The 20,016-nt window shown below is 58.7% G+C and carries 21 protein-coding genes and 1 tRNA gene; 16 read left to right on the top strand and 6 right to left on the bottom strand.

The window, feature by feature from the left end; translation table 11 throughout:
• The first annotated feature begins 46 nt into the window (after positions 1 to 46).
• The 5 genes from AC0V6X_RS14930 (at position 47) to AC0V6X_RS14950 (ending at position 4,059) form a co-directional block, all read left to right on the top strand.
• A complete protein-coding gene (locus AC0V6X_RS14930; protein ID WP_486185334.1) occupies positions 47 to 1,510 on the top strand; it encodes a methyl-accepting chemotaxis protein in 1,464 nt (487 codons plus the stop codon).
• A gap of 59 nt (positions 1,511 to 1,569) precedes the next feature.
• Positions 1,570 to 2,772 carry a formate-dependent phosphoribosylglycinamide formyltransferase gene (gene purT, locus AC0V6X_RS14935; RefSeq protein ID WP_486185335.1) on the top strand — a complete coding sequence of 401 codons (1,203 nt, stop codon included), beginning with the start codon at positions 1,570 to 1,572 and terminating at the stop codon, positions 2,770 to 2,772.
• Positions 2,769 to 3,656, top strand: a complete 888-nt coding sequence (purU, locus tag AC0V6X_RS14940) for a formyltetrahydrofolate deformylase (protein ID WP_486185336.1) — start codon at positions 2,769 to 2,771, stop codon at positions 3,654 to 3,656. The genes purT and purU overlap by 4 nt, the downstream gene beginning before the upstream one ends.
• Before the next feature lies 1 nt (position 3,657).
• Positions 3,658 to 3,807, top strand: coding sequence for a hypothetical protein (locus AC0V6X_RS14945; RefSeq protein ID WP_486185337.1), 150 nt, complete (start codon positions 3,658 to 3,660; stop codon positions 3,805 to 3,807).
• 93 nt (positions 3,808 to 3,900) lie between these two features.
• Positions 3,901 to 4,059 carry a VOC family protein gene (locus AC0V6X_RS14950; RefSeq protein ID WP_486185338.1) on the top strand — a complete coding sequence of 53 codons (159 nt, stop codon included), beginning with the start codon at positions 3,901 to 3,903 and terminating at the stop codon, positions 4,057 to 4,059.
• 32 nt (positions 4,060 to 4,091) lie between these two features.
• Here the strand turns inward: AC0V6X_RS14950 and AC0V6X_RS14955 are convergent, their stop codons facing one another.
• Both AC0V6X_RS14955 and AC0V6X_RS14960 read right to left on the bottom strand, forming a co-directional pair.
• The gene (locus AC0V6X_RS14955) at positions 4,092 to 4,544 is read right to left on the bottom strand and encodes a protein tyrosine phosphatase family protein (protein WP_486185339.1); all 453 of its coding nucleotides are present in this window, start codon (positions 4,542 to 4,544) and stop codon (positions 4,092 to 4,094) included.
• Between the two features lies 1 nt (position 4,545).
• Positions 4,546 to 6,717: a PQQ-dependent dehydrogenase, methanol/ethanol family gene (locus AC0V6X_RS14960; RefSeq protein WP_486185340.1), complete on the bottom strand. Its 2,172-nt coding sequence runs from the start codon at positions 6,715 to 6,717 to the stop codon at positions 4,546 to 4,548.
• Between the two features lie 161 nt (positions 6,718 to 6,878).
• Here AC0V6X_RS14960 and AC0V6X_RS14965 point away from each other — a divergent pair, with 161 nt between their 5' ends.
• From AC0V6X_RS14965 to AC0V6X_RS14975, 3 genes are read left to right on the top strand one after another with little or no spacing between them, the layout of a single operon-like run.
• On the top strand, positions 6,879 to 7,904 hold the full coding sequence (locus AC0V6X_RS14965; protein WP_486185341.1) for an SPFH domain-containing protein: 1,026 nt from the start codon (positions 6,879 to 6,881) through the stop codon (positions 7,902 to 7,904).
• Positions 7,904 to 8,347 carry an NfeD family protein gene (locus tag AC0V6X_RS14970; protein ID WP_486185342.1) on the top strand — a complete coding sequence of 148 codons (444 nt, stop codon included), beginning with the start codon at positions 7,904 to 7,906 and terminating at the stop codon, positions 8,345 to 8,347. Before AC0V6X_RS14965 ends, AC0V6X_RS14970 begins: the two co-directional genes overlap by 1 nt.
• A 39-nt stretch (positions 8,348 to 8,386) precedes the next feature.
• Positions 8,387 to 9,283: a dienelactone hydrolase family protein gene (locus tag AC0V6X_RS14975; protein WP_486185343.1), complete on the top strand. Its 897-nt coding sequence runs from the start codon at positions 8,387 to 8,389 to the stop codon at positions 9,281 to 9,283.
• A 209-nt stretch (positions 9,284 to 9,492) separates the two neighbouring features.
• On the opposite strand, the gene AC0V6X_RS14980 is transcribed toward AC0V6X_RS14975, so the two are convergent.
• A complete protein-coding gene (locus AC0V6X_RS14980) occupies positions 9,493 to 10,485 on the bottom strand; it encodes a complex I NDUFA9 subunit family protein (RefSeq protein ID WP_486185344.1) in 993 nt (330 codons plus the stop codon).
• A gap of 193 nt (positions 10,486 to 10,678) precedes the next feature.
• Between AC0V6X_RS14980 and AC0V6X_RS14985 the strand changes: the two genes are divergently transcribed.
• Both AC0V6X_RS14985 and AC0V6X_RS14990 read left to right on the top strand, forming a co-directional pair.
• Positions 10,679 to 10,765 (top strand) — tRNA-Leu (locus tag AC0V6X_RS14985).
• A gap of 166 nt (positions 10,766 to 10,931) precedes the next feature.
• Complete coding sequence (locus AC0V6X_RS14990) at positions 10,932 to 12,149, top strand: tyrosine-type recombinase/integrase (protein ID WP_486185345.1); 1,218 nt, start codon at positions 10,932 to 10,934, stop codon at positions 12,147 to 12,149.
• Between the two features lie 25 nt (positions 12,150 to 12,174).
• Here the strand turns inward: AC0V6X_RS14990 and AC0V6X_RS14995 are convergent, their stop codons facing one another.
• The gene (locus AC0V6X_RS14995) at positions 12,175 to 12,747 is read right to left on the bottom strand and encodes a transglycosylase SLT domain-containing protein (protein WP_486185346.1); all 573 of its coding nucleotides are present in this window, start codon (positions 12,745 to 12,747) and stop codon (positions 12,175 to 12,177) included.
• 360 nt (positions 12,748 to 13,107) lie between these two features.
• Between AC0V6X_RS14995 and AC0V6X_RS15000 the strand changes: the two genes are divergently transcribed.
• Positions 13,108 to 13,590, top strand: coding sequence for a helix-turn-helix domain-containing protein (locus AC0V6X_RS15000; protein WP_486185597.1), 483 nt, complete (start codon positions 13,108 to 13,110; stop codon positions 13,588 to 13,590).
• Positions 13,583 to 13,798, top strand: coding sequence for a helix-turn-helix transcriptional regulator (locus tag AC0V6X_RS15005; protein ID WP_486185347.1), 216 nt, complete (start codon positions 13,583 to 13,585; stop codon positions 13,796 to 13,798). The genes AC0V6X_RS15000 and AC0V6X_RS15005 overlap by 8 nt, the downstream gene beginning before the upstream one ends.
• A 145-nt stretch (positions 13,799 to 13,943) precedes the next feature.
• Here AC0V6X_RS15005 and AC0V6X_RS15010 read toward each other — a convergent pair whose 3' ends face one another.
• Complete coding sequence (locus AC0V6X_RS15010) at positions 13,944 to 14,480, bottom strand: MarR family winged helix-turn-helix transcriptional regulator (RefSeq protein ID WP_486185348.1); 537 nt, start codon at positions 14,478 to 14,480, stop codon at positions 13,944 to 13,946.
• Between the two features lie 86 nt (positions 14,481 to 14,566).
• On the opposite strand from AC0V6X_RS15010, the gene AC0V6X_RS15015 reads away from it, so the two are divergent.
• Genes AC0V6X_RS15015 through AC0V6X_RS15030 form a run of 4 tightly spaced genes read left to right on the top strand, consistent with a single transcriptional unit; the run spans position 14,567 to position 19,076 of the window.
• Entirely contained in the window at positions 14,567 to 15,808 is a 1,242-nt protein-coding gene (locus tag AC0V6X_RS15015) for a cytochrome P450 (RefSeq protein ID WP_486185349.1), read from the top strand.
• A gap of 54 nt (positions 15,809 to 15,862) precedes the next feature.
• Complete coding sequence (locus AC0V6X_RS15020; protein WP_486185350.1) at positions 15,863 to 18,262, top strand: TonB-dependent receptor; 2,400 nt, start codon at positions 15,863 to 15,865, stop codon at positions 18,260 to 18,262.
• A gap of 23 nt (positions 18,263 to 18,285) precedes the next feature.
• Positions 18,286 to 18,678, top strand: a complete 393-nt coding sequence (locus AC0V6X_RS15025) for a nuclear transport factor 2 family protein (RefSeq protein WP_486185351.1) — start codon at positions 18,286 to 18,288, stop codon at positions 18,676 to 18,678.
• A complete protein-coding gene (locus tag AC0V6X_RS15030; protein ID WP_486185352.1) occupies positions 18,675 to 19,076 on the top strand; it encodes a hypothetical protein in 402 nt (133 codons plus the stop codon). Before AC0V6X_RS15025 ends, AC0V6X_RS15030 begins: the two co-directional genes overlap by 4 nt.
• Positions 19,077 to 19,178: 102 nt before the next feature.
• On the opposite strand, the gene AC0V6X_RS15035 is transcribed toward AC0V6X_RS15030, so the two are convergent.
• Positions 19,179 to 19,934 carry a siderophore-interacting protein gene (locus AC0V6X_RS15035; RefSeq protein WP_486185353.1) on the bottom strand — a complete coding sequence of 252 codons (756 nt, stop codon included), beginning with the start codon at positions 19,932 to 19,934 and terminating at the stop codon, positions 19,179 to 19,181.
• Between the last annotated feature and the right edge of the window lie 82 nt (positions 19,935 to 20,016).

Raw genomic sequence — 20,016 nt, forward strand, 5'->3', positions numbered from 1 at the left:
GACGGACTTGCAGCCCTTGGCGGCTTTATCTGAATGAGACCCAGTGATGAATGACAACGACAATTTGGCAAAACTCGATTTCTTCGAGCTGCGGAAAGTGTCTGCATCGGCAAATGCGTCAGTGAAGAAAATGCTCAAGCGCGGCATGGGTCGCTCGCTTGACGCGTTCTACCAGAAACTTTCTGGCATCCCACAATTGTCGAACTTTTTCCGCGATTCGGCGCACATTGCGCAGGCCAAAAAGCTGCAGGAGCAGCACTGGCTCGACATTTTTGAAAATGGTCTCAACGACGACTACTTCGACCGCGCAAACCGCGTGGGTCTGACCCATGCGAGGATCGGACTGGAGCCGAGATGGTATGTTGGCGGCTATGCCGCCATCCTGCGCGTGCTGATTGATGAGATGGTGCTGTCCGGCTTTAATCGGTTCCTTCCTAGCCGGCGCAAGCTTGCGCGTGATCTAAATTTGCTGGTCAGCGTTGCCATGCTCGACACAGAAATCGCGATCTCAACGTACAATACAAAGAATGACGAGAATGTTCGCGCTGTCATTCAGAAGTTGGGCGATGCCCTTTCGGCCTTGGCGGAGGGTGATCTTACTCATGCTACAGAGCAGCTTCCTGCCGAATTTGCGGTAGTGGAAGACGATTTCAACCGCGCGGTTGGCTCTTTGCGTACGGCGCTTTCTTCGGTCGCAGAAGGGATGGGGGCAATCACGGTCAGCTCTCAAGAGATCCGCTCTGCTTCGGATGATCTTGCCCGCCGGACTGAACAGCAGGCGTCCAGTCTTGAAGAGACGGCATCGTCGCTCGGCACTCTTACTAGCGAAGTGCAGGACACTGCGAGGACGATTGATGGCGCGCGACAATTGATCAAGAGTGCCGATGGAGAGACCCAGCAAGGGACCGCAGTGGTTGCACAGGCGGTCGACGCGATGGCGCATATCGAGGAATCCTCCAACAAGATTTCAGAGATCATCTCGCTGATTGACGGGATTGCATTCCAAACAAACCTGCTGGCTTTGAATGCCGGGGTCGAAGCGGCCCGTGCAGGCGATGCGGGCAAGGGTTTTGCAGTGGTCGCCAGCGAAGTGCGGGCGCTGGCTCTGCGCAGTGCCGAAGCGGCCTCTGACATCAAGGCCTTGATCAATTCCAGCTCGGAACAGGTGACCAAGGGCGCGGGGCTGGTGCGAGACACAGGCAGCGCATTTGGCAATGTGACGGAGCGGATCACTTCGCTCAGCGATGCGATCAGCGGGATTGCCCGCTCGGCAGAGATGCAGGCTGACAAGCTCAGCGAGATCAACGCAAGCGTCAACGATATGGACCGTATGACGCAGCAGAATGCTGCGATGGCAGAGCAGTGCACAGCGGCCGCGCGCAGTCTTTCCGACCAGACCGCAGAAGGCACACGGACGGTCAGCTCGTTCAAGCTAGGCCTTGATCAAACCGGTGCGCCGGGCGCAGGCCACGCCCATGGCGGCGATACGGGGGTGCGTTACGCGGCCTAGTCTTTTCGACACGCTATAGGCTTGCCGCATGCCCGACGCCGCTTTAGTCGCGTGTGGCTATGGCATTCACATCCACGATCCTACTTCTGGGCTCTGGCGAGCTTGGCCGCGAATTCACCATCTCTGCCAAGCGGTTGGGCGCGCGGGTCATTGCCTGTGACGCCTATCGGCAGGCCCCTGCGATGCAGGTGGCGGATGCTTGTGAGGTGTTTTCGATGCTTGATGGCGAGGCGTTGCGCGCCGCTGTCCTGAAGCATCAACCGGACCACATCGTGCCCGAGATCGAAGCGATCCGGACGGAGAAGTTGGCGGAGCTTGAGGCAGAGGGCTTCAACGTTATCCCCTCCGCGCGCGCGGCTCAGCTGACCATGAACCGCGACGCGATCCGCGATCTGGCGGCGGAGGAGTTGGGGCTGACGACCTCGCGCTATCGCTATGCCACCAGCCTTGATGAAGTGCGCGATGCAGCGGAGTTCACAGGCTTCCCATGTGTGATCAAGCCGGTCATGTCTTCTTCGGGCAAGGGTCAGAGCAAGGTCGATCAGGCGAGCGATCTGGAAGCCGCTTGGGAGATGGCCTGCGCTAATATGCGCGGCGACCGGGCGCGGGTGATTGTCGAGCAGTTCATCGACTTCGACTATGAGATCACTCTGCTGACCGTCCGTCACAAAGCCGGCTTCACCTTCTGCCCGCCCATCGGCCACCGTCAGGAACGCGGCGATTATCAGGAGAGCTGGCAGCCTGCCGCTATGTCAGACGCCGCCCTCGCCAAAGCGCAGGATATGGCGCGCATCGTGGTCGAGGCTCTCCAAGGCAAGGGCCGCGGTTGGGGTCTGTTCGGCGTCGAGTTCTTTGTTGCCAAAGGAAAAGATGGTGCCGAAGAGGTGATCTTCTCCGAGCTATCTCCGCGCCCGCACGACACCGGCATGGTTACATCAGCAGGGCAAGACCTGACCGAGTTTGACTTACACGCGCGCGCGATCATGGGCCTTCCAGTGCCTCAGACAATCGCCGCGCAGCCCAGTGCCTCTGCCGTAATCCTCGCAGACCGGGAGAGCGCCGATTTCACCTTTGAGGGGGTAGACGAAGCGCTCGCCATCGACCCCAGTGTCGATGTGCGTATCTTCGGCAAACCCACCACGCGCGTTTACCGCCGGATGGGTGTTGCTCTGGCTCGCGGCGGCGACACCGATGAGGCACGCGCGCTGGCAAAACAGGCAGCGGATGCGGTGCGGATTGTTTATGGTGGGGATAGCCAATGACCAAAGACCCATCCTCCCCCCTTATCCTGACGCTCGACTGTGCCGACCAGCCGGGCATCACTGCGCGCGTGACCGCGTTCCTGTTCGAGCGCGGCTGCAACATCCTCGATGCGCAGCAATTCGGTGATGGCACGGATGCAGGCGGAGAGGGTCGCTTCTTCATGCGCGTCGTGTTTGAGGCCGGTCTGCAAAGCCTCGACGCGCTCAAGGCCGAGTTCTCGATCTTCGCTGAGCAAATGGCGATGCGCTGGAAAATCGCGCAACAGGACCGCCCGCGCCGTGTGCTGATCATGGTGAGCAAGGCGGATCACTGCCTCGCTGATCTGCTCTATCGTTGGCGCACGGGAGAGCTGAATATCGACCCCGTGGCCGTGGTGTCCAACCATCCGCGCGATGTTGTGCTGGCCTCGGGCCGGACCGATATTGGTGACATTCCCTTCCACCACGTGCCGGTCACCAAAGAAACCAAACCAGAGGCCGAAGCCCGTCAGCGTGAAATCGCGGCCGAGCTGGATGCGGAACTGGTCGTCTTGGCGCGCTATATGCAGATATTCTCGGACGAACAGAGTGCGCACTTTGCCGGCCGCTGCATCAACATTCACCACTCCTTCCTGCCCGGCTTCAAGGGCGCAAAGCCCTATCACCAGGCCCATGCGCGCGGCGTGAAAATCATCGGCGCAACCGCGCATTTCGTGACCGCTGACTTGGACGAAGGCCCGATCATCCATCAGGATGTCGAGCGGATCACCCATGCCGACACGCCCGGTGAGCTGGTCCGCAAGGGCCGCGACATTGAACGCCGCGTCCTCGCCGAAGCCGTGCGCCTGTTCTGCGGAGAGCGCGTGGCGCTCAATGGCAACCGAACTGTTGTGTTCAGGGGGTAACATGATCGTTCAACGCCTCGACCACGTGAATATCGTCACCGATAAGCTTGGCGAAACAGCGCGGTTCTTTGCCGAGCTGCTGGACCTGGAGGAACGCGACGGCCCTCCATCCATGCGACCAGATCAGGTGCGTTGGATGTATGACAGTTAGGGTCAGGCGATCCTGCACATCAATTCGGTCGATTTTCCCAGCACTTACAAACGCCCGCTGGAACCGGGCGCGGCAACCGGGGCGATCCATCACGTGGCGCTGCGGTGCGAGGGATTTGAGACGGTCAAAGCGCGGCTAGAGGCGCGCGGCGCGGACTTCACCATCAATGAGGTGCCCGCGATCAGCCTCACACAGATTTTTACGACTGATCCCAACAACGTGCTTTTGGAGCTCAATTTCTTCGCCGCGTAAGGCGCGCCCAAGCCTAACGGCGAGCCCTATTCTTATGCGCCGAGCAGGTCTTTCCATGGCGCCACGCGAGGGTCATCACTGGCGATAGGGTCCCAGACTTGCGCCATCCGCTCCCTTGCTTGTTGCTCGGACAGACCAGCAGCTTGATCGAGCAAGTAGAAAAACGCCGCGACCCGGTAATTCATGATGCAATGGATATGTAAGGGGCGCTTGGCCTGCTCCATTGCCTCCCGCATCGCCTCGACATGGGCGGGATTCGGTGCGTCAAAGGGAACCGGAATATGTGTGTAGGCGATCCCTTGTGCAGCGAGTAGCGTCTCCTCGTCCGCCAGCGCCTCGGGATGATCGTCGAGCGCCAAGTTGATGACATGGCGCACGCCTATGGCTGCGAGGCGCGCGGGGTCATGGGCTTCCAGCTTGCCCGAAGTGGTGATCCCATCAGGCCGCCGCTGCCAGTTGCGGATATCGGTAGGATCGGCGCTCATGCTAGCGCCGCGCGACTTGCTCTCCGTCGCCAGCTTCCAGCGCCTTGTCCTCATTCGCGCGATGGATGACATATTCGCGGATCGCGTTGCTTTCCTCCCTGGTGAGGGAATCTGCGAAGCTGACCATGCCGTTATCTTTGAGGATGCCCTCCTGCACGACTGCCTGCCAGCTGCCCGCATTGCCGAGCGTACCGGTACGGCGCAGGTCAGGCAGCACGGTCGACCCCACGGCTCCCGGCGCATGGCACACGGCGCAATAGCGGGCATATTTGACCTGTCCCAACGCGATCGTCTCAGCCGAAGCGCGGCTGGGTGGCGGGTCGAGCGGCAGGTTCACAAGCTCCGGCATGTCCGGCAGTGCGGCATCTGCGCCCAGCTTAAAGACCAGCAGGCGGGAGATGTTCCGTACCGGGGCCTGATTGTTGATCAAGTGGCCATCAGCGGTGATCGCATAAGCGCCCCCCCATCCGGCAAGGACGGCGACATATTGCTCGCCATTGACGGAGTAGGTGATCGGAGGCGCAACGACGCCTGTTTGCGCGGCAAAGCTCCACAGCTTGTCGCCGGTCGCCGCGCTGTAGGCAGCAAATTCGCTCGATGAATTGCCTTGGAAGACCAAGCCGCCACCCGTGGCGAGCAAGCCTCCATTCCAGGGGCCGGGGAACTCGACAGTCCAGCGCGCTTCTTGGGCCACAGGGTCCCACGCCATCAGCTTGCCTTTGACCGTGCCATAAACCTCGCGCCTGAAGCCGAGGTCCGCGGGCAGGTCGCCAGCGCCCAAGTCAAAACCCACGTTAAAGCCGCGCGCTGTGTCGGGCTTCCAGTCGGCCTCGGGTGCGTAAACCATCGCGGCTTCGAAAGCGGGGATGTAGACGAGCCCTTCACCCGGGTGGAACGCCATCGGATGCCAGTTGTGACCGCCCAAAGGTCCAGGCATCACCAGAGCAGGCTGTCCGGTCACGTCGATGCGCGTTTCAGGATTGAAGATCGGGCGGCCTGTTTCATCGATGCCTTCCGCCCAATTCTGCGGGATGTATTCCTCGGCAGAGATGAACTCCCCGGTAGCGCGGTCGAGGACATAGAAGAAGCCGTTCTTCGGCGCCTGCATCAGAACCGCGCGCTCTTCACCTTCGATCTCCATATCGGCGAGGATGATGTGCTGCGTTGCCGTGTAGTCCCATGTCTCTCCCGGGGTGGTCTGGTAGTGCCAGACATACTCGCCCGTATCGGGCTGGATCGCGACGATGGAGGAAAGGTAGAGGTTATCGCCCTCTCCCGTCCCGTCTTCGCCCGGAGAGCGATAGGCGCGGTTCCAGGGCGAGCCATTGCCGACGCCAATGTAGAGCAGGCCCAGCTCAGGATCGTAGGCCATCGAGTCCCAGACCGTCCCGCCGCCGCCAATCGCGTCAGAACTGGCGAGAACGTCGCGGTTCCATGTCTCAGCCGCGTCTTGCAGATATTGCGGGTCTTCTCCGCCTTCATCGCCATCGGGCACCGTGTAGAAGCGCCACAGTTCACTGCCATCCTCAACCGAATAGGCCGCGACATAGCCGCGCACGCCGAATTCCGCGCCGCCATTGCCGATGATGATCTTGCCGTCGATGACACGAGGCGCGCCGGTGACGGTGTAGCTCGCCTCCGTATCAGTGGTCTGGACCTCCCACTCGACTTCGCCCGTGTCGCGGTCGAGGGAGACTAGCCGCCCGTCAAGCGTGCCGAGGAACAGCGAATTGCCCCATGTGGCAAGGCCGCGATTTACCACATCGCAGCAGGCTTTGACCGCGGTTTCGCCGGGCACCTCTGGGTCGTAATTCCACAGCGGCTCTCCGGTCGCCGCATCAAATGCTTTCACCTTGCTCCATGCGGTGGTGAGGTAGAGCTTGCCGTCGAGCACCAGCGGCGTCGCCTCCTGCCCGCGCGCGGTGTCCATATCGGCGAACCATGCAAGGCCGAGATCGCCGACAGTCTCTGCGTTGATCGCATCAAGGGGGGAGAAGCGCTGTTCGTCATAGGTGCGGCCATGGGTGATCCAGTTGGCGTGGTCCGCGTCCGCTCCGACCAGCATGGCACCCGTCACGCCGTCGCCCGCCGTGCCGTCCGTCAAAGCCTCGCAGCCCGTAACCGCCAAAGCCCCGAGCGCCAGCAGCGGCGCGGCCCAAATCATCTTACCCATGTCACTCTCTCCCAAACGGATTCTTGCGATCCGCTTGAGAGCCATGTTGCCCAACCTCAGGGCCCTTGTCCATCGGTAAGGAGGAGCCGGTTTGGGTGGACAGGGACGGCAGGAGCGCTAGGTTATCTCCCACGTCATTTGCAAAAGGGGATCGCAAGTCGATGGTATATGTATTTCTGGGTGCAGCGGTTCTGCTGGTCATCGTCTTTCTGGTCATGGGTGTGCAGATCGTGCGCCAAGGCCATGTCTACACGATCGAGCGGCTGGGCAAGTTCCACAAGTCCGCTGATCCCGGCTTCCACCTGCTCATCCCGTTCTTCGATCTGGTCGGCCAGAAAGTGAACATGATGGAGCAGGTGCTCGACATTCCAGGGCAGGAGATCATCACCAAGGATAACGCCATGGTCGGCGTCGACGCGGTCGTGTTCTTCCAGGTTCTGGACGCGGGCAAGGCCGCTTACGAGGTCTCCAATCTCTACGCCGCGATCATGGCGCTGACGACGACGAACCTGCGGACGGTCATGGGCTCGATGGATCTCGATGAAACCCTGTCCAAGCGCGACGAGATCAACGCGCGGCTGCTCGCCGTGGTCGATCACGCGACGTCGCCGTGGGGGGTCAAGATCACGCGTGTCGAGATCAAGGATATTCGCCCGCCGGTCGACATCTCCGAAGCGATGGCTCGCCAAATGAAGGCGGAGCGTCTGAAGCGTGCTGAAATCCTTGAGGCAGAGGGCGACCGAGCCTCAGAAATCCTTCGCGCAGAAGGTTCCAAGCAATCCGCCATCCTCGAAGCCGAGGGCCGCAAGGAAGCTGCCTTCCGCGACGCCGAAGCGCGTGAGCGTGAAGCCGAGGCCGAAGCAAAAGCGACCGAGTTTGTCTCGGCGGCGATTGCGGATAGTGGGGCGACCGCGATCAATTACTTTGTCGCGCAGGAATACACCAAGGCGATCTCGCAATTTGCGACCAGCCCGAATGCCAAGACGATCCTGTTCCCGGTCGAAGCAACCCAGCTGATGGGCACGCTTGGCGGGATTGGGGAGCTTGCCAAGGAAGCGCTTGGAGACGGTGGCGGCTCTCCGACGCCTCCTCCGGCCCCGCGTGGCGGTGGATCAGGTGGCGGAAGCCCGCGTCCGTCCGCCCCGCCAGTGATGCGGCCGACAGTCCCCCGTAGTGGAGGCGAGTGATGGAGTGGCTCAACACGGTTGAAGAGCCTTATCTCTGGCTCGGCCTGGGCCTGATCTTGGCCGCCGCCGAGATCCTCGTGCCCGGCATGTTCCTGATCTGGCTGGGCGGAGCGGCGTTGATCACAGGTCTGCTCGCTTGGGCATTGCCCATCAGCCTGCCGATCCAGATTCTCATCTTCGTCGCGCTCGCCTTCATCATGGTCTTTGCCGGACGGCGCTACATCGCCAACAATCCGATCACCGAAGTCGATCCCAAGATGAACAAGCGCGGTGACCGCATGGTGGGCGAGCAAGCGATTGTCGTCCAGGCGATCTCTGGCGGCACCGGACGGGTCAAGCACGGCGACAGCGAATGGCTCGCACGCGGAGACGACGCCGAAGAGGGCTCCAAGGTGCGGATAACCGACAGCGATGGAGCAGTCCTGCTGGTCGAAGCGGTTTAGCCACACCCCGAACTGACAAACACTAAACGGAGCGATTGTATGTGTGATGAAGCAAAGCTGGCGCAGTGGGCGAAAGACGTCAGCAAAGCACGACTTGGCCGCCGTGAATTCGGCGTTCTGACCGGCGCAGCTGCGCTCGCTGCTTGCGCTCCAGGTGAAGCGGACGAAGAGGGCGAGGGCGGTTCAGAGGCTCTCGCAACAACCGAAAGCGCGGTCACTTTCGACACCCAAGACGGCACCATGGATGCGTTCTTCGTCCATCCGACCGATGGCAAACACCCCGCCGTCATCATCTGGCCCGACATCGCCTCGATCCGAGAAAGCAAGCGCAACATCGCGCGGCGGCTGGCGGGTGAAGGCTATGCCGTTCTCGTCCTCAACCCCTATTACCGCGACGTTGCGGGCGAGCAGTTCGCCGACTTTGCGGGCCTGATCGAAGCGGGCGGCTTCGGCGTGGTTGGGCCTTATCGTGAGAAATTCTCAGCCGACGGGATCGGCGCTGACGCTACCGCAGCGGTCGCCTTCCTCGATGCGCAAGACGCGGTCGATACGGAACGCGGGATCGGCGTCCACGGCTATTGCATGGGCGGCCCGCTGACCGTCTGGAGCGCAGCGGCTGTGCCGGATCGCATCAAAGCGGCGGCAAGCTTCCACGGAGGCGGCCTCACGCGCGAGGATGATCCTTTGAGCCCGCACCGCACGCTCGACCGTTCGGATGCGGCATTCCTGATCGCAGTTGCTCAGGATGACGATGCACAAGACCCTGAGAGCAAGACGATTTTCGCGACCGCTGCTGAAGAGGCAGGGCGTCCAGCCATCGTCGAGGTCTATGCCGGCGACCACGGCTGGATGGTACCCGACGCTCCATCCTATGCCGAAGAGCCTGCGGAAAAGGGCAATGCCGACCTGCTTGCATTCTATGCAGAGCATCTTTGACCAGAAGCGCTAGCCGCGCATTTTCCTACTCGTTTTGAGACCGCTATCACGGCGGCATGGAAATGCGCGCCTACCCCTTTGCAGTTCTCTCTTTTGAAGGCGATCTGGCGGGGGAGCGTTTTTCGCCCCTGGACTGTGTGCCAAGTGTGTCAAACTCGCCCTCTGCCGAGGGAAGAAGCCCTATAATCGGGTTTAGCCCCGCTGCGCGATCAGGACTCGTCTTGGCGCTCTTTGGCGCGTTCCTTTGCCCGCTCGTTGGAAAGCCCAAAGCGGCCAAAGCGGCGATAGCGCAGCATCCATTTGTCGAGGAACTGTCCCAGCGGACGCGGCGTGATGCCAAGGTCGGCAAAGGTCAGTGCGCCTTCGCTCACGGTGCTGCCGGGTTGGAGCAGCGTCCATTGGTCGCGGCTCATCGGCGTGCCGGGCAGACTGGCAAACAGGCTGGAAAGGCCATCGGGCATGGCGATGAAACGACGCTTGCGACCTTGGGCGGCGGCGATCCGCTCATTGATCTCCATCATGGAGAGCTGCTCTGGCCCGCCCAGCTCGAACGTCTTGCCGCCATGGGCTGCCGGGTTCTCAAGCGAGACCGCAATCGCCTCGGCCACGTCGTCGACAAAGACCAGTTGGAGCTTCGCATCGGGGCCGAAAACGGGGAGGACAGGGATCATCTCGATCATGCCTGCAAACATGTTGAGGAAGCCATCATCCTCGCCAAACACGATCGAAGGGCGCAGTACAGTGGCATTCGGGAAGGCGGCAAGGACACGCTCTTCGCCCAAAGCCTTGGCCCGCGCATATTCAGCGCTGGAGTTCGCATCCGGTCCAATGGCGCTGACATGGATAAAGGCCTTCGCGCCATTCTCAGCCGCGATTTTCGCCATTTTGCCGGGAGCCTCTCCCATCAGCGACGTGAGGTCGCCCGCAAAATCTCCGACGAGGTTCACAACATGCGTGGCCTCATGCAGCGAGGCTTTGAGGCTGTCCTCTTGCGTGATGTCGCAATGGGCAAATTGCAGCTGGCCAAGATTGGCGAGCGGCTTGAGCGCGTGGCCTTTTTCCGGATTGCGACTGGCAATGCGAACACGGGCTCCGCGAGCAAGCAGCGCCTGCGCGACGTAATTGCCAATAAACCCGCTCCCGCCAAAAACGGTAACAAGAGCGCCAGCAAGCGGGCTGGATTGGGTGTCGGTCTTGGACATGGCTCGTATCCCTTGGAGCATGACAAAGTTACGCGGAAAAGCGTGTCTCGGATGCCCCGCTCCCATGCGTCAAAGCGCGACAATGGGCAAGACCTGGAATGGACCGAAAAGGAATGCGTTGACAGGTGGGCAACAGCGGCGCTATTCGCCCGCGCCTACCCAGCGAGGTTGTGACCGACGCTCGCGAAAAAGTGCCCAGATGGCGGAATTGGTAGACGCGCCGTCTTCAGGTGGCGGTGGGGGCAACCCCGTGGAGGTTCGAGTCCTCTTCTGGGCACCATTTGTTCTTCCCTTGTTCTCTCAGATAATCTATAAAAACCGCAGAAATCCAAGGGGTTTGGCCCTTGGATCGTTCCGGATCGTCCCATCTGTTCTCGGCCGTTCCAGACATTTTTGCGGGCCTTTTGTGGGCCTTTTGCAAAAGGCCCAAATGAAAAGGCCCACACATGCCTCTGACGGATACCAGACTCCGAGCCCTCAAACCGAAGGCAAAGCCGTACAAGGTCGCTGACGAGCGTGGCCTATATATCGAGGTCACACCCGCTGGTGGCAAACATTGGCGGTTTCGATATCGAATTGGAAAAGCGCAAAAGAAGGTGTCGCTCGGCAGCTACCCTGTGGTTAGCCTCAAGGATGCGCGAGAGTTAGCAATGGAAGCGAGGCAGACCATAGCTTCTGGCGGCGACCCAGCGGTCGAGAAGCGCAAACAGAAGATTAGGGATGAGTTTCTTTCGGCGAGTACTTTCGAGGCAGTCGCCCGCGAGTACATAGAGCAGATCATGGTTCAGAATGGCCGCGCTGAAGCGACTATCGTCAAGGCGAACTACTTTCTTGATAAGCTGGCACCAGCGATCGGAAATCGGCCGATCCACGAGATCGAACCTTTCGAAGTGCTCGCGCCTTTGAAGCGTCTTGAAGCTACTGGGAAGCACGAGACGGCAAAAAAATGTCGATCATTTGCAGGACGGGTATTTCGGTACGGGGTGGCGACAACTCGGTGCAAATCTGATCCAACTTCGCTGTTGAAGGGAGCGCTCATCACGCCAAAGCCGACGCACTACGCCGCCATTCTTGATCCAGAGAAGCTAGGCGGGCTGTTGAGAGCTATCGACGACTTTGAAGGTTACACTCTCACAAAGTTTGCGTTGAAGATTGCCCCGCATGTTTTTGTGCGTCCTGGTGAACTGAGGCATGCTGATTGGGCGGAGTTTGACCTTGATGAAGGCGTCTGGCGGATCCCAGCAGGCAAGATGAAAGCACGGCGCGCGCACGCGGTTCCGCTCTCAAAGCAGGTCATCAGCCTTTTCGAAGAGCTCGGCACCATGATGGGTAAATCAGGTTATGTGTTTCCATCAGCCCGGTCCGGTCTACGTCCCATGAGTGAAAACGCTTTGAACGCAGCCTTTAGAAGGATGGGGTTTAGCAAGGAGGAGGTCACCGCGCATGGGTTGAGGGCGACCGCATCTACCCTGCTCAATGAAAGCGGAAAATGGAGCTCAGACGCGATTGAGCGCGCGCTCGCGCATGGAGACAGTAATGCGATCCGTGGTGTTTATCATCGAGGTAAGCACTGGTCTGAGCGCGTAAAGATGTCGCAGTGGTGGAGTGACTATCTTGATAGCCTCAAGTTGGGCGGTGACTTGATATTGCTGAAAGCGAGCTAACTCTTGAGCTTCTTCAAGATCGCGCTCATTGTTTGGCGTATGCCATCCATCGCCGGATAACGTTTCTCACATATCCTGGGGTTTCTCGATTTTTCGGAATGCCTCCTGCTCGCGATACGGCACCTGGGCCAGCATTGTAGGCTGCCAATGCGAGATGGATCGCACCGAACTGATCGAGCATCTGCCGCAAATATCTTGCGCCGCCATCGATGTTTTGAGCGGGGTCATGCCGATTGGTAACCCCGAGCTCCCGTGCTGTTGCTGGCATGAGCTGGGCTAATCCAGCTGCCCCTGCTGGGCTGATTGCCATCGGATTGAACCGTGATTCTTGCCAGACTAACGCTTGGAGGAGCCTTGGCGGCAAGCGGTGACGAGCTTCTGCTTGACGGATCAGAGGCTCGTAGAGCGCCTCTTTGAAGCTTCGTTCAATCTGCGATTTCTGACTTCTAGGATCGTGTTGAACGTCCGCTCGTCGGTCTGACGCGCTTTCAACCGACCCCATAACATGATCGAAAATCTGGAATTCTTGCGCGATGGCGCAGCTTGGGACTGCCAGTCCTAGCGTACCTATCCCGATCGCTATTTTCGAGCTTTTCACTGCGCAATCTCTCAATCTTGATAATTCTGGCGTGAGAACATATTATGAACGTATGGGTGTAGGAAAAGCGAAACTGAGAATTGATGGCCTGCACCAAGCAAAATTCAGCAATGGGAGGGATCAAGACCAGAAACTGAGCCGACAGCCCGTCAAATCGAGAGCTTTGTGCCGGTTAGTGCGCAGTGCGTACCGGATTGTGCGTTGAAGTTACCGAAATCCGCGCGAATCAGGAGCACTGACTGATTCAGCACTTCCTATATGTTCTATCTATGTTCTTTTCTATTTCCTACACCCTTCCTACGTCGATAGCCCGTTCCTGAAGCCAAAGCCCAAGGAAGAAAGGAATCGGCAGTGACCGACATGGTGCAGTTTTCCGAAGAACAGACCCGCGCTGATCTGGCGCGGCTACTGACAAGCGCGGTCGAAGCAAGTGGGCGCACGCGCCGCGATATTGCGCGTGGTGCGCAGGTCCATAAGGACGCCTTGCGACGGATACTTACTGGAAAGCGATCAGCAACACTGGGGGAGGCATCGCGGATCTTGCAGGCGAGCGGCGTTCGATCACAGCAGGCGCTCACCATGTTCCTGCTTACTGACGCCGATCAATCAGCTGAGTGGCAGGGAACTGACATCGGGAGGTTTCTTGAAGATTTCCTGAGGGCAATGCCAGTCGCATTGGCGTACCAGCTTGGAAGCCGATTGCAGGATGTGAGGCCGCGATGGGCAAAAGGCACCGCGCACCGAGTTGCACGCTTGCTGTCTGATCATATCGATGAGCTTGAGCGGAAGGACGTGCTTCTTGGCGACGACGTCAACGAATTTGAAGGAGGTCACCATGAGTGAACCGATGGAGAAAGAGCTGAGTGACCCGCAGCGCGTCACACGGCTAATTCGTCTGCCGGAAGTGATAAGCCGGGTCGGGCTCGGCCGCTCAACGATCTACCGGTGGATGAGCGAGGGAAAGTTCCCGAAGCCTGTGCAGCTGGGTGGACATGCAGTGGCTTGGGCTGGAGACGAGGTTGACGAGTGGATCGCAAATAAGCTTGCCTAGCATAAGCTTGCCAACTTCGGACATCACCATCGGACTGCCAGGAGGTCCGTTTCTGGGCCGAAAGGGGTCTGTCTGCTCTCGGGTGCGAAAAAGCAAAAGCGGACGTAGCGCACTTACCTGAAACGGTGCAGCTCGACAAATCAGACTATCCTTCAGCCGAGCGATTGAGTTGCTGAACGCGATCAACAACCATCGCTAAGAATCGCAATCCTGATTGTGTTTCCTTTTCGCTCCAACCCTCAATTATGTGATCAATTGTTTGCGTCGCACGATCCATCATCAGTGTTACCTCGCGTTCGCCCTCTTCCGTAAGGGAAACTTGCTTTTCGCGACCAGAGTTAGAGCTGTCGCGAATAGTGAGGAGCGGCTTCTCGCGCGTTGCCATCCTCTTGAGCACCTTGGTCACGGCCGGGCTTCCTAGCTCGTACCAGCTGCAGATAAGCCGCTCGATTTCTTTGCGAGGGAGACTGATTCTATCCGCGCCTTCTGAATGGATCATCCACAAAATCACCGCCTCATGGTGGCTCAGACGATTGCCCTGGAGCGACTTTTCCATCGCCTCCCCCACCAGATAATGAAACGGATAGAATAGTTTGAGAAAGTCTGGCGAAGCCGATCGGCTCGCTGATTTACCCGTGGTTTCGACGTTTTTGATCGCTCTGTACATACGCCAATAACTCACATCTAGCCGCGCATTGCAAACAGCATCTCTTGACAAAAACTATTGCCTATAGAAACTGTCCATGGGAAATAGTTCTGAGAGGAAGCATGTTGGAAGAGCGCATTTGCGAAAAGGATCTGTCGATCCTTAATGAGCCATCGACGATCGCCGACCCGTATCCTGTTTACGATCGGTTGCGCGAAGGTAGCCCGCATTTTGGATACCGCGACTTTCCGCCCGGAACCGTTCCAGGCGTCGATGAGCCACAGTCTGCCTGGGTGGTACTTAACTTTGATGACGTGGCGAAGGTCGCCTACGATCACGAAAGCTTTTCTTCGCGCGACAGTCTGCAAGAGGGCTCAAGCGCACCGACGCTAATGCTGGTCAATCATGATCGTCCGGAGCACACTAGGCTTCGCAAAATCGCCGCGAAGGTGTTCCAGCCCAGCTCGATTGCCGCGCTTCACGAGACAGCGAAATCACTCGCCGCAACAACGATGGACGAGTTTTTGCCAGCCAATCAGCCGGTGGATGTGATGGCAGATTATTGCGCAATGCTGCCGAGCCGGATCATGGCGGCGTTGCTGGGAGTACCGCTAAAACACGATCGCGAAATACGCGATTGGGCGACCGCTTTCATGCTCTCCGAAGACTTGGCGCCGCAGGAGCGGCAGGCGCGCAACGTCGCGCTTTTCGGGTTCTTTGATCAATTCATCAGGGATTATGTCGCCCATCGGGGTGAGGGAAGTGAGAGCGAAGCGCCTTTGTTGCGGGCCTTTCTCGATACTGAAGTCGATGGCGAAAGGCTGACTCTGGAGGAAGTCATCCGCTTCTGTGTCACGGTCACCGTGGCCGGTGCAGAGACAACATCGTTCCATCTCGGAAATCTCTTTGCGGTCTTCGCGGACGAGCCGAATATCTGGGATCAGTATGATCAGGACCCCACGCTTTTTAGCCGTATTTTCAACGAGACACTGAGGTATCACGGCCCACCGCAACGCCTTTTTCGCGTTGCTACGAGAGATGTCGAAATCGGCGATGCGCGCATCCGTCAAGGCGACTGGGTCGCCGTGTTTTTCGGCGCGGCAAACCACGATCCGGCGATGTTCCCCGAACCAGACCGGTTCGATCCCGACCGCGACAATCTCAATCGGCAAATGAGCTTTGGCTACGGCATCCATCGCTGCCTCGGAGCCCCGCTCGCCAAGCTTGAACTCGAAGTAACAGCCGAGCTTTTGCGCGAACGGTTTGCGCGGATCGAGCGGGCTGCGCCTGCCCGTTGGCAAGGCGTCAGCCTGCTCAATCACGGCCTTGCAGAGAACACATTGCGATTTGTGCCGCGCCAATAGCGCGACCGAAAATCATTCGACCGGCGAAAAAGCTGGCACCAGGGGAGAGGAAAAATGAAGAATACAATTGCATTGGCTTGGCTCGCAAGCGCCGCCGCTACCATACCTGTACCATTGCTGGCGCAAGACAGCGAAACGAATACAGAAACGCGGGAAGTCGACCAAAACGTGATCGTGGTGACCGCGACGCGGCGTGAGGGAGATCTGCAAGACGCGCCCTTGGCCGTCACCGCTTTCGGCGATCAAGTGCTTCAAGAGCGCTCGATCGCCTCGGTCGAGGATGTCGGCGCGATCGCTCCCGGCGTTCAAATCGCGCGCTATCAGGGGGACACTTCGATCTTCATTCGTGGGATCGGGACACCCACCATCATCGCTGGCAATGACAGCTCGACCGCCGCCTATCTCAATGGTACGTTTTTGAGCCGGGCGGCTGCGATCGGTCCGGCGTTCTTCGATGTGGAGCGGATCGAAGTGCTGCGCGGCCCGCAGGGCACGCTATATGGGCGCAACGCGACGGGCGGAGCGGTCAACATCGTGAGCCGCCGCCCGAGCGACTCCTTAGAGGCCAATGCCCGGCTGACGCTCGGCAACTTTGACCTTGTGCGCTTCACGGGAGGTGTGGGCGGACCGCTGGCCGACGGCCTTCGCGCCCGCATCGCGGTGCAGACCGAGGACCGAGATGGCTTTGCCACCTTGATCCGGCCCGATAACTCGACAGAGGATGCCGACGATGCCCGCAACATCGCCACAAGGCTCACCCTTGAGGCTGATCTTGGCACCAACGCGATGCTCACCCTGACCGGCGACTATTTCAAAGCGGATGACCGCGCCAACGCCTTCTATTTCGCCAGTGGTGGTTACGCGGAAGAAGTGCCCAACTGGTTTGCGAGCCGTGAAGGCCAGCAAACGCTTCCTTACTTCGGGATCAAAAATGCGGGCCGCGTAACGCCGCGCAAATCGCGAGACCTGTTTGCCGATGTGCCCTATTTCAACGAGGTTGAAGTTTGGGGCGTCACCGGTCAATTGGATTGGGACATCGGCGAATACGGCTTGCAAGTGCTCACGTCCTATCGCGAGACCACGACGAATTCGCAGAACGAGTTTGACCTCTCCGATACGTTCAACACGCGCGTGGGCAGGGCAGAGGACCATTGGCAATTCACCGCCGATGCGCAGCTGACTTCGCCTGATGACGGTGCCTTTTCATGGATCGCTGGGGTCAGCTATTTTCGGGAAGACAATCTCATCGACAACGACGTGTTCGGTGACTTCTGGGAACCGATCCTGATCCAAGGGTTCACCGATCTTCAGAACGCAGGCGTGTTGCCGCCCTTCCCGGTGAACATCCCGCAGACAACGGCGTGCTGCAACCTGCAATTGAGCGGCCAACAGGAAACCGAAGCGATTGCCGTTTTCGCAGATGCCGAACTTGCACTGTCTGATCGCCTAACTCTGCGCGCCGGTGGTCGCTATGCGTGGGAAGAACGCGATGGGGCGCAACGCTTCGAGTTGCTGATCGAGCCCGACATTCGCTTCGCTCCTGAGGTGGCGTTCTTCCCGAATGCGGTGACGGATGTGCGCGGCGCGGCGGTTCCCGACCCGTTTGGTTTCGTCGTGGCCCCCGTCAACGGCCCGACATCGTTTGATGCCTTCACGCCCAAAATCGGGCTTGATTTCGCGCCAAGTGACGATGTGCTGCTCTACGCAACCATCCAGCGCGGGTTCAAAAGCGGCGGCTACAATATCGGTTCCAGCCAACTCGATCCGTTCGAGCCCGAGAAGATCTGGTCCTACGAGTTGGGCCTCAAGGGTTCATTTCTGGATGGCGCGCTCGATGTCGCATCAGCGGTGTTTCTCTACGATTACACCAACCTCCAAGCGCAAGACAGCGTCGCCAATCAGCCGATTATTCGCAATGTCGGCGCAGCAGAAGTTCTGGGTTTCGAGGTTGAGGCGCTTGCTAGGCTCGGCTCCGGTTTTCGTTTGGAGGCCAACGCCACCTATCTCGACGCGACCTTCACAGAAGGCGAATTGACCGAATCGCTTCGCCCGGCCCCTCTGGATCAGCCGCCGGGATCTCTGGTTCGCGATCTCGATGGACTTCGCTTGCCCAGAGCGCCCGAATGGAAGCTTGGCGGCGCAGTGCAATGGGATGGAGAAACCGGAAACGGTGGCGAGATCCTCGCCCGGCTTTCCTATGTTTGGCAAAGCGAGGTCTTCTTCACGATCTTCAATATCGACGCCGCCTCCGAGCCTTCTTACGGGCTGCTGGATGCGCGCGTGGCTTACACGCTGCCAAATGGCCGCTGGTCGGTCGCTGCCTTTGGCAAGAACCTCACAAATGAGACTTATTTCACCAACCAGATCCTTACAGGGACAGTCTACGGCGCTGAATTTGTGGGGCCTCTGGGACCGCCCCGCACCTATGGTATCGAAATCGGCTTCAGCTTCTGAACATGGCGAAAAGGGATAAGATCATGACACCTAAGCAAGTCACCGAAGAGGTATTCACGGCCTTTGGCGAAGGCGACGTGGACCGCATCATGCGCTCTCTCCATGAAAATGTGCGGATCGAATTTTATGGTCCGGAAGTCATACCCTATGCCGGTTTCTATTCGGGACAGGATGAGTGCCGCAGATTTTTCGAAACGGTTCTCTCCTCGGTCGATATTCACCAATTCGATCCCGAAGGCTTTATCTGCGAGGACGATAAGGTCGTCGTGACTGGCCATCTTAATTTGACCGCGCGCAGCACTGGGCGAATGATCGACTCCGATTTTGTCCATGTGATCACAGTGGCGGACGAGAAGTGGATCCTGTTCAGGGACTTCATGAACACGGCAAGCGCACAGGCGGCGTTTCAATCATGAATCAAGCATCACCTTGGTGGGAAGGTTTGTTCAAACAGGCCAATATTGCAGATCTCGTCATTCTGACGCCTTTCGCAGTACCGTTTGTGGCCGACCACTATCTAAGTCTGTGGCGAATAATCAGCGAGGCCATTTCCGTCGATCGACCGCTCGGCGAATTCGGACCGGATGAGATGCTGTTCGTAAATCTTACTGGCGCATTCGCAGTGCTCGCAGTGCTCGTCCGGATGAGGCTTGCAAGCGTCGAAGCTGCACGAATGACTGGCATCTTCAAGCTGTGTGTAACCATCATCTTTGCGATAGCTTTGATAAGAGATGCATCATTTGTGTTCGCAGTGCCGCTGATCGCCGACCTAATCCTTGGTGTCTTGCTGCTCGTCTCTTCGCGAAAGCGCTGAGAAAGCGGGCTTTGGGCCGATAGCTGAATGTCCTCTTTCGCTCGATCATAAGTGAGAAGCAGACATTCGCCCTGGGGCACAGTTGCGGACATAGAGCAACTATTATCCAGCCAATGCACCCGCATCTCTGCGTTTTTCTTTCTTATGCTGTCCTTCGTCCGAGCCAAGTTTCCAATAGCTCGAGATATAAAGGCTCTGCGGTCTGAGGCCGAGTTCTTCGCGCAAATAGCCGCGCAGCTGTTGCATTGACGAAAATTCGCAGGCTGCCCATCCCGCGATATTGCCAGCGGGCAAGGGGACCTGGCGCAGCGCATCGGCAAGCATTGATGGCTGTGTGCCGGGTTCCGGATTGACCAGCCACTCAATGCGCAGGCCTTCAGGTGCGTCAATGAAAATAGCGTCGCGCTCGTCTTGAACTTCTATGACAGCCACACCCTGAGCGCCCTTGGGAAGCGCCTCCAGATTGGCGCTGATGGCGGGCAGAGCGGACATATCGCCTGCGACGAGGTAAAAATCATGATCGGCGGCAAAGGGTTTGGCGGGTCCAGGGCCGCCGAGATATATTTCGTCGCCGGCTTGTGCATCAAGTGCCCACCGGGTGGCAGGGCCGGATGCGTGCTTTCCGTGAAGCGCAAACTGGACATCTATGGCGTCCTCGCGCTGCGCTCTGATTGTATAGGTCCGCATCAAGGGCTTGCTGAGCAGACCAGGGCCTTTCAGCAGCAGCTTGACGTAAGCACCGGCTTGACCGGGCGGGAAGCCCTGCATGGCGGGGCCGCCCAGTGTCACTTGTTGCATTGATGGGGAAATCCGCTCAGATTTTTGGACGATGAATTTTCTAGGGAGTGGCTTTTTCATGCCTTAACAATAATGCGAATCATTATCATTACAAGTGCTGTGCTGCTTTTTCTCAGGGCAGCAAGGCCGGGCATCTGTCTTA

The sequence above is a fragment of the Erythrobacter sp. S267 genome (genome assembly GCF_057365045.1).

Bases quoted from the DNA above. Each gene is read 5' to 3' on its own strand.
- AC0V6X_RS14930 (WP_486185334.1), top strand. From the start codon at position 47: ATGAATGACAACGACAATTTGGCAAAACTCGATTTCTTCGAGCTGCGG.
- purT (WP_486185335.1), top strand. From the start codon at position 1,570: ATGGCATTCACATCCACGATCCTACTTCTGGGCTCTGGCGAGCTTGGC.
- purU (WP_486185336.1), top strand. From the start codon at position 2,769: ATGACCAAAGACCCATCCTCCCCCCTTATCCTGACGCTCGACTGTGCC.
- AC0V6X_RS14945 (WP_486185337.1), top strand. From the start codon at position 3,658: ATGATCGTTCAACGCCTCGACCACGTGAATATCGTCACCGATAAGCTT.
- AC0V6X_RS14955 (WP_486185339.1), bottom strand. From the start codon at position 4,544: ATGAGCGCCGATCCTACCGATATCCGCAACTGGCAGCGGCGGCCTGAT.
- AC0V6X_RS14960 (WP_486185340.1), bottom strand. From the start codon at position 6,717: ATGGGTAAGATGATTTGGGCCGCGCCGCTGCTGGCGCTCGGGGCTTTG.
- AC0V6X_RS14965 (WP_486185341.1), top strand. From the start codon at position 6,879: ATGGTATATGTATTTCTGGGTGCAGCGGTTCTGCTGGTCATCGTCTTT.
- AC0V6X_RS14970 (WP_486185342.1), top strand. From the start codon at position 7,904: ATGGAGTGGCTCAACACGGTTGAAGAGCCTTATCTCTGGCTCGGCCTG.
- AC0V6X_RS14975 (WP_486185343.1), top strand. From the start codon at position 8,387: ATGTGTGATGAAGCAAAGCTGGCGCAGTGGGCGAAAGACGTCAGCAAA.
- AC0V6X_RS14980 (WP_486185344.1), bottom strand. From the start codon at position 10,485: ATGTCCAAGACCGACACCCAATCCAGCCCGCTTGCTGGCGCTCTTGTT.
- AC0V6X_RS14990 (WP_486185345.1), top strand. From the start codon at position 10,932: ATGCCTCTGACGGATACCAGACTCCGAGCCCTCAAACCGAAGGCAAAG.
- AC0V6X_RS15000 (WP_486185597.1), top strand. From the start codon at position 13,108: ATGGTGCAGTTTTCCGAAGAACAGACCCGCGCTGATCTGGCGCGGCTA.
- AC0V6X_RS15005 (WP_486185347.1), top strand. From the start codon at position 13,583: ATGAGTGAACCGATGGAGAAAGAGCTGAGTGACCCGCAGCGCGTCACA.
- AC0V6X_RS15015 (WP_486185349.1), top strand. From the start codon at position 14,567: ATGTTGGAAGAGCGCATTTGCGAAAAGGATCTGTCGATCCTTAATGAG.
- AC0V6X_RS15020 (WP_486185350.1), top strand. From the start codon at position 15,863: ATGAAGAATACAATTGCATTGGCTTGGCTCGCAAGCGCCGCCGCTACC.
- AC0V6X_RS15025 (WP_486185351.1), top strand. From the start codon at position 18,286: ATGACACCTAAGCAAGTCACCGAAGAGGTATTCACGGCCTTTGGCGAA.
- AC0V6X_RS15030 (WP_486185352.1), top strand. From the start codon at position 18,675: ATGAATCAAGCATCACCTTGGTGGGAAGGTTTGTTCAAACAGGCCAAT.
- AC0V6X_RS15035 (WP_486185353.1), bottom strand. From the start codon at position 19,934: ATGAAAAAGCCACTCCCTAGAAAATTCATCGTCCAAAAATCTGAGCGG.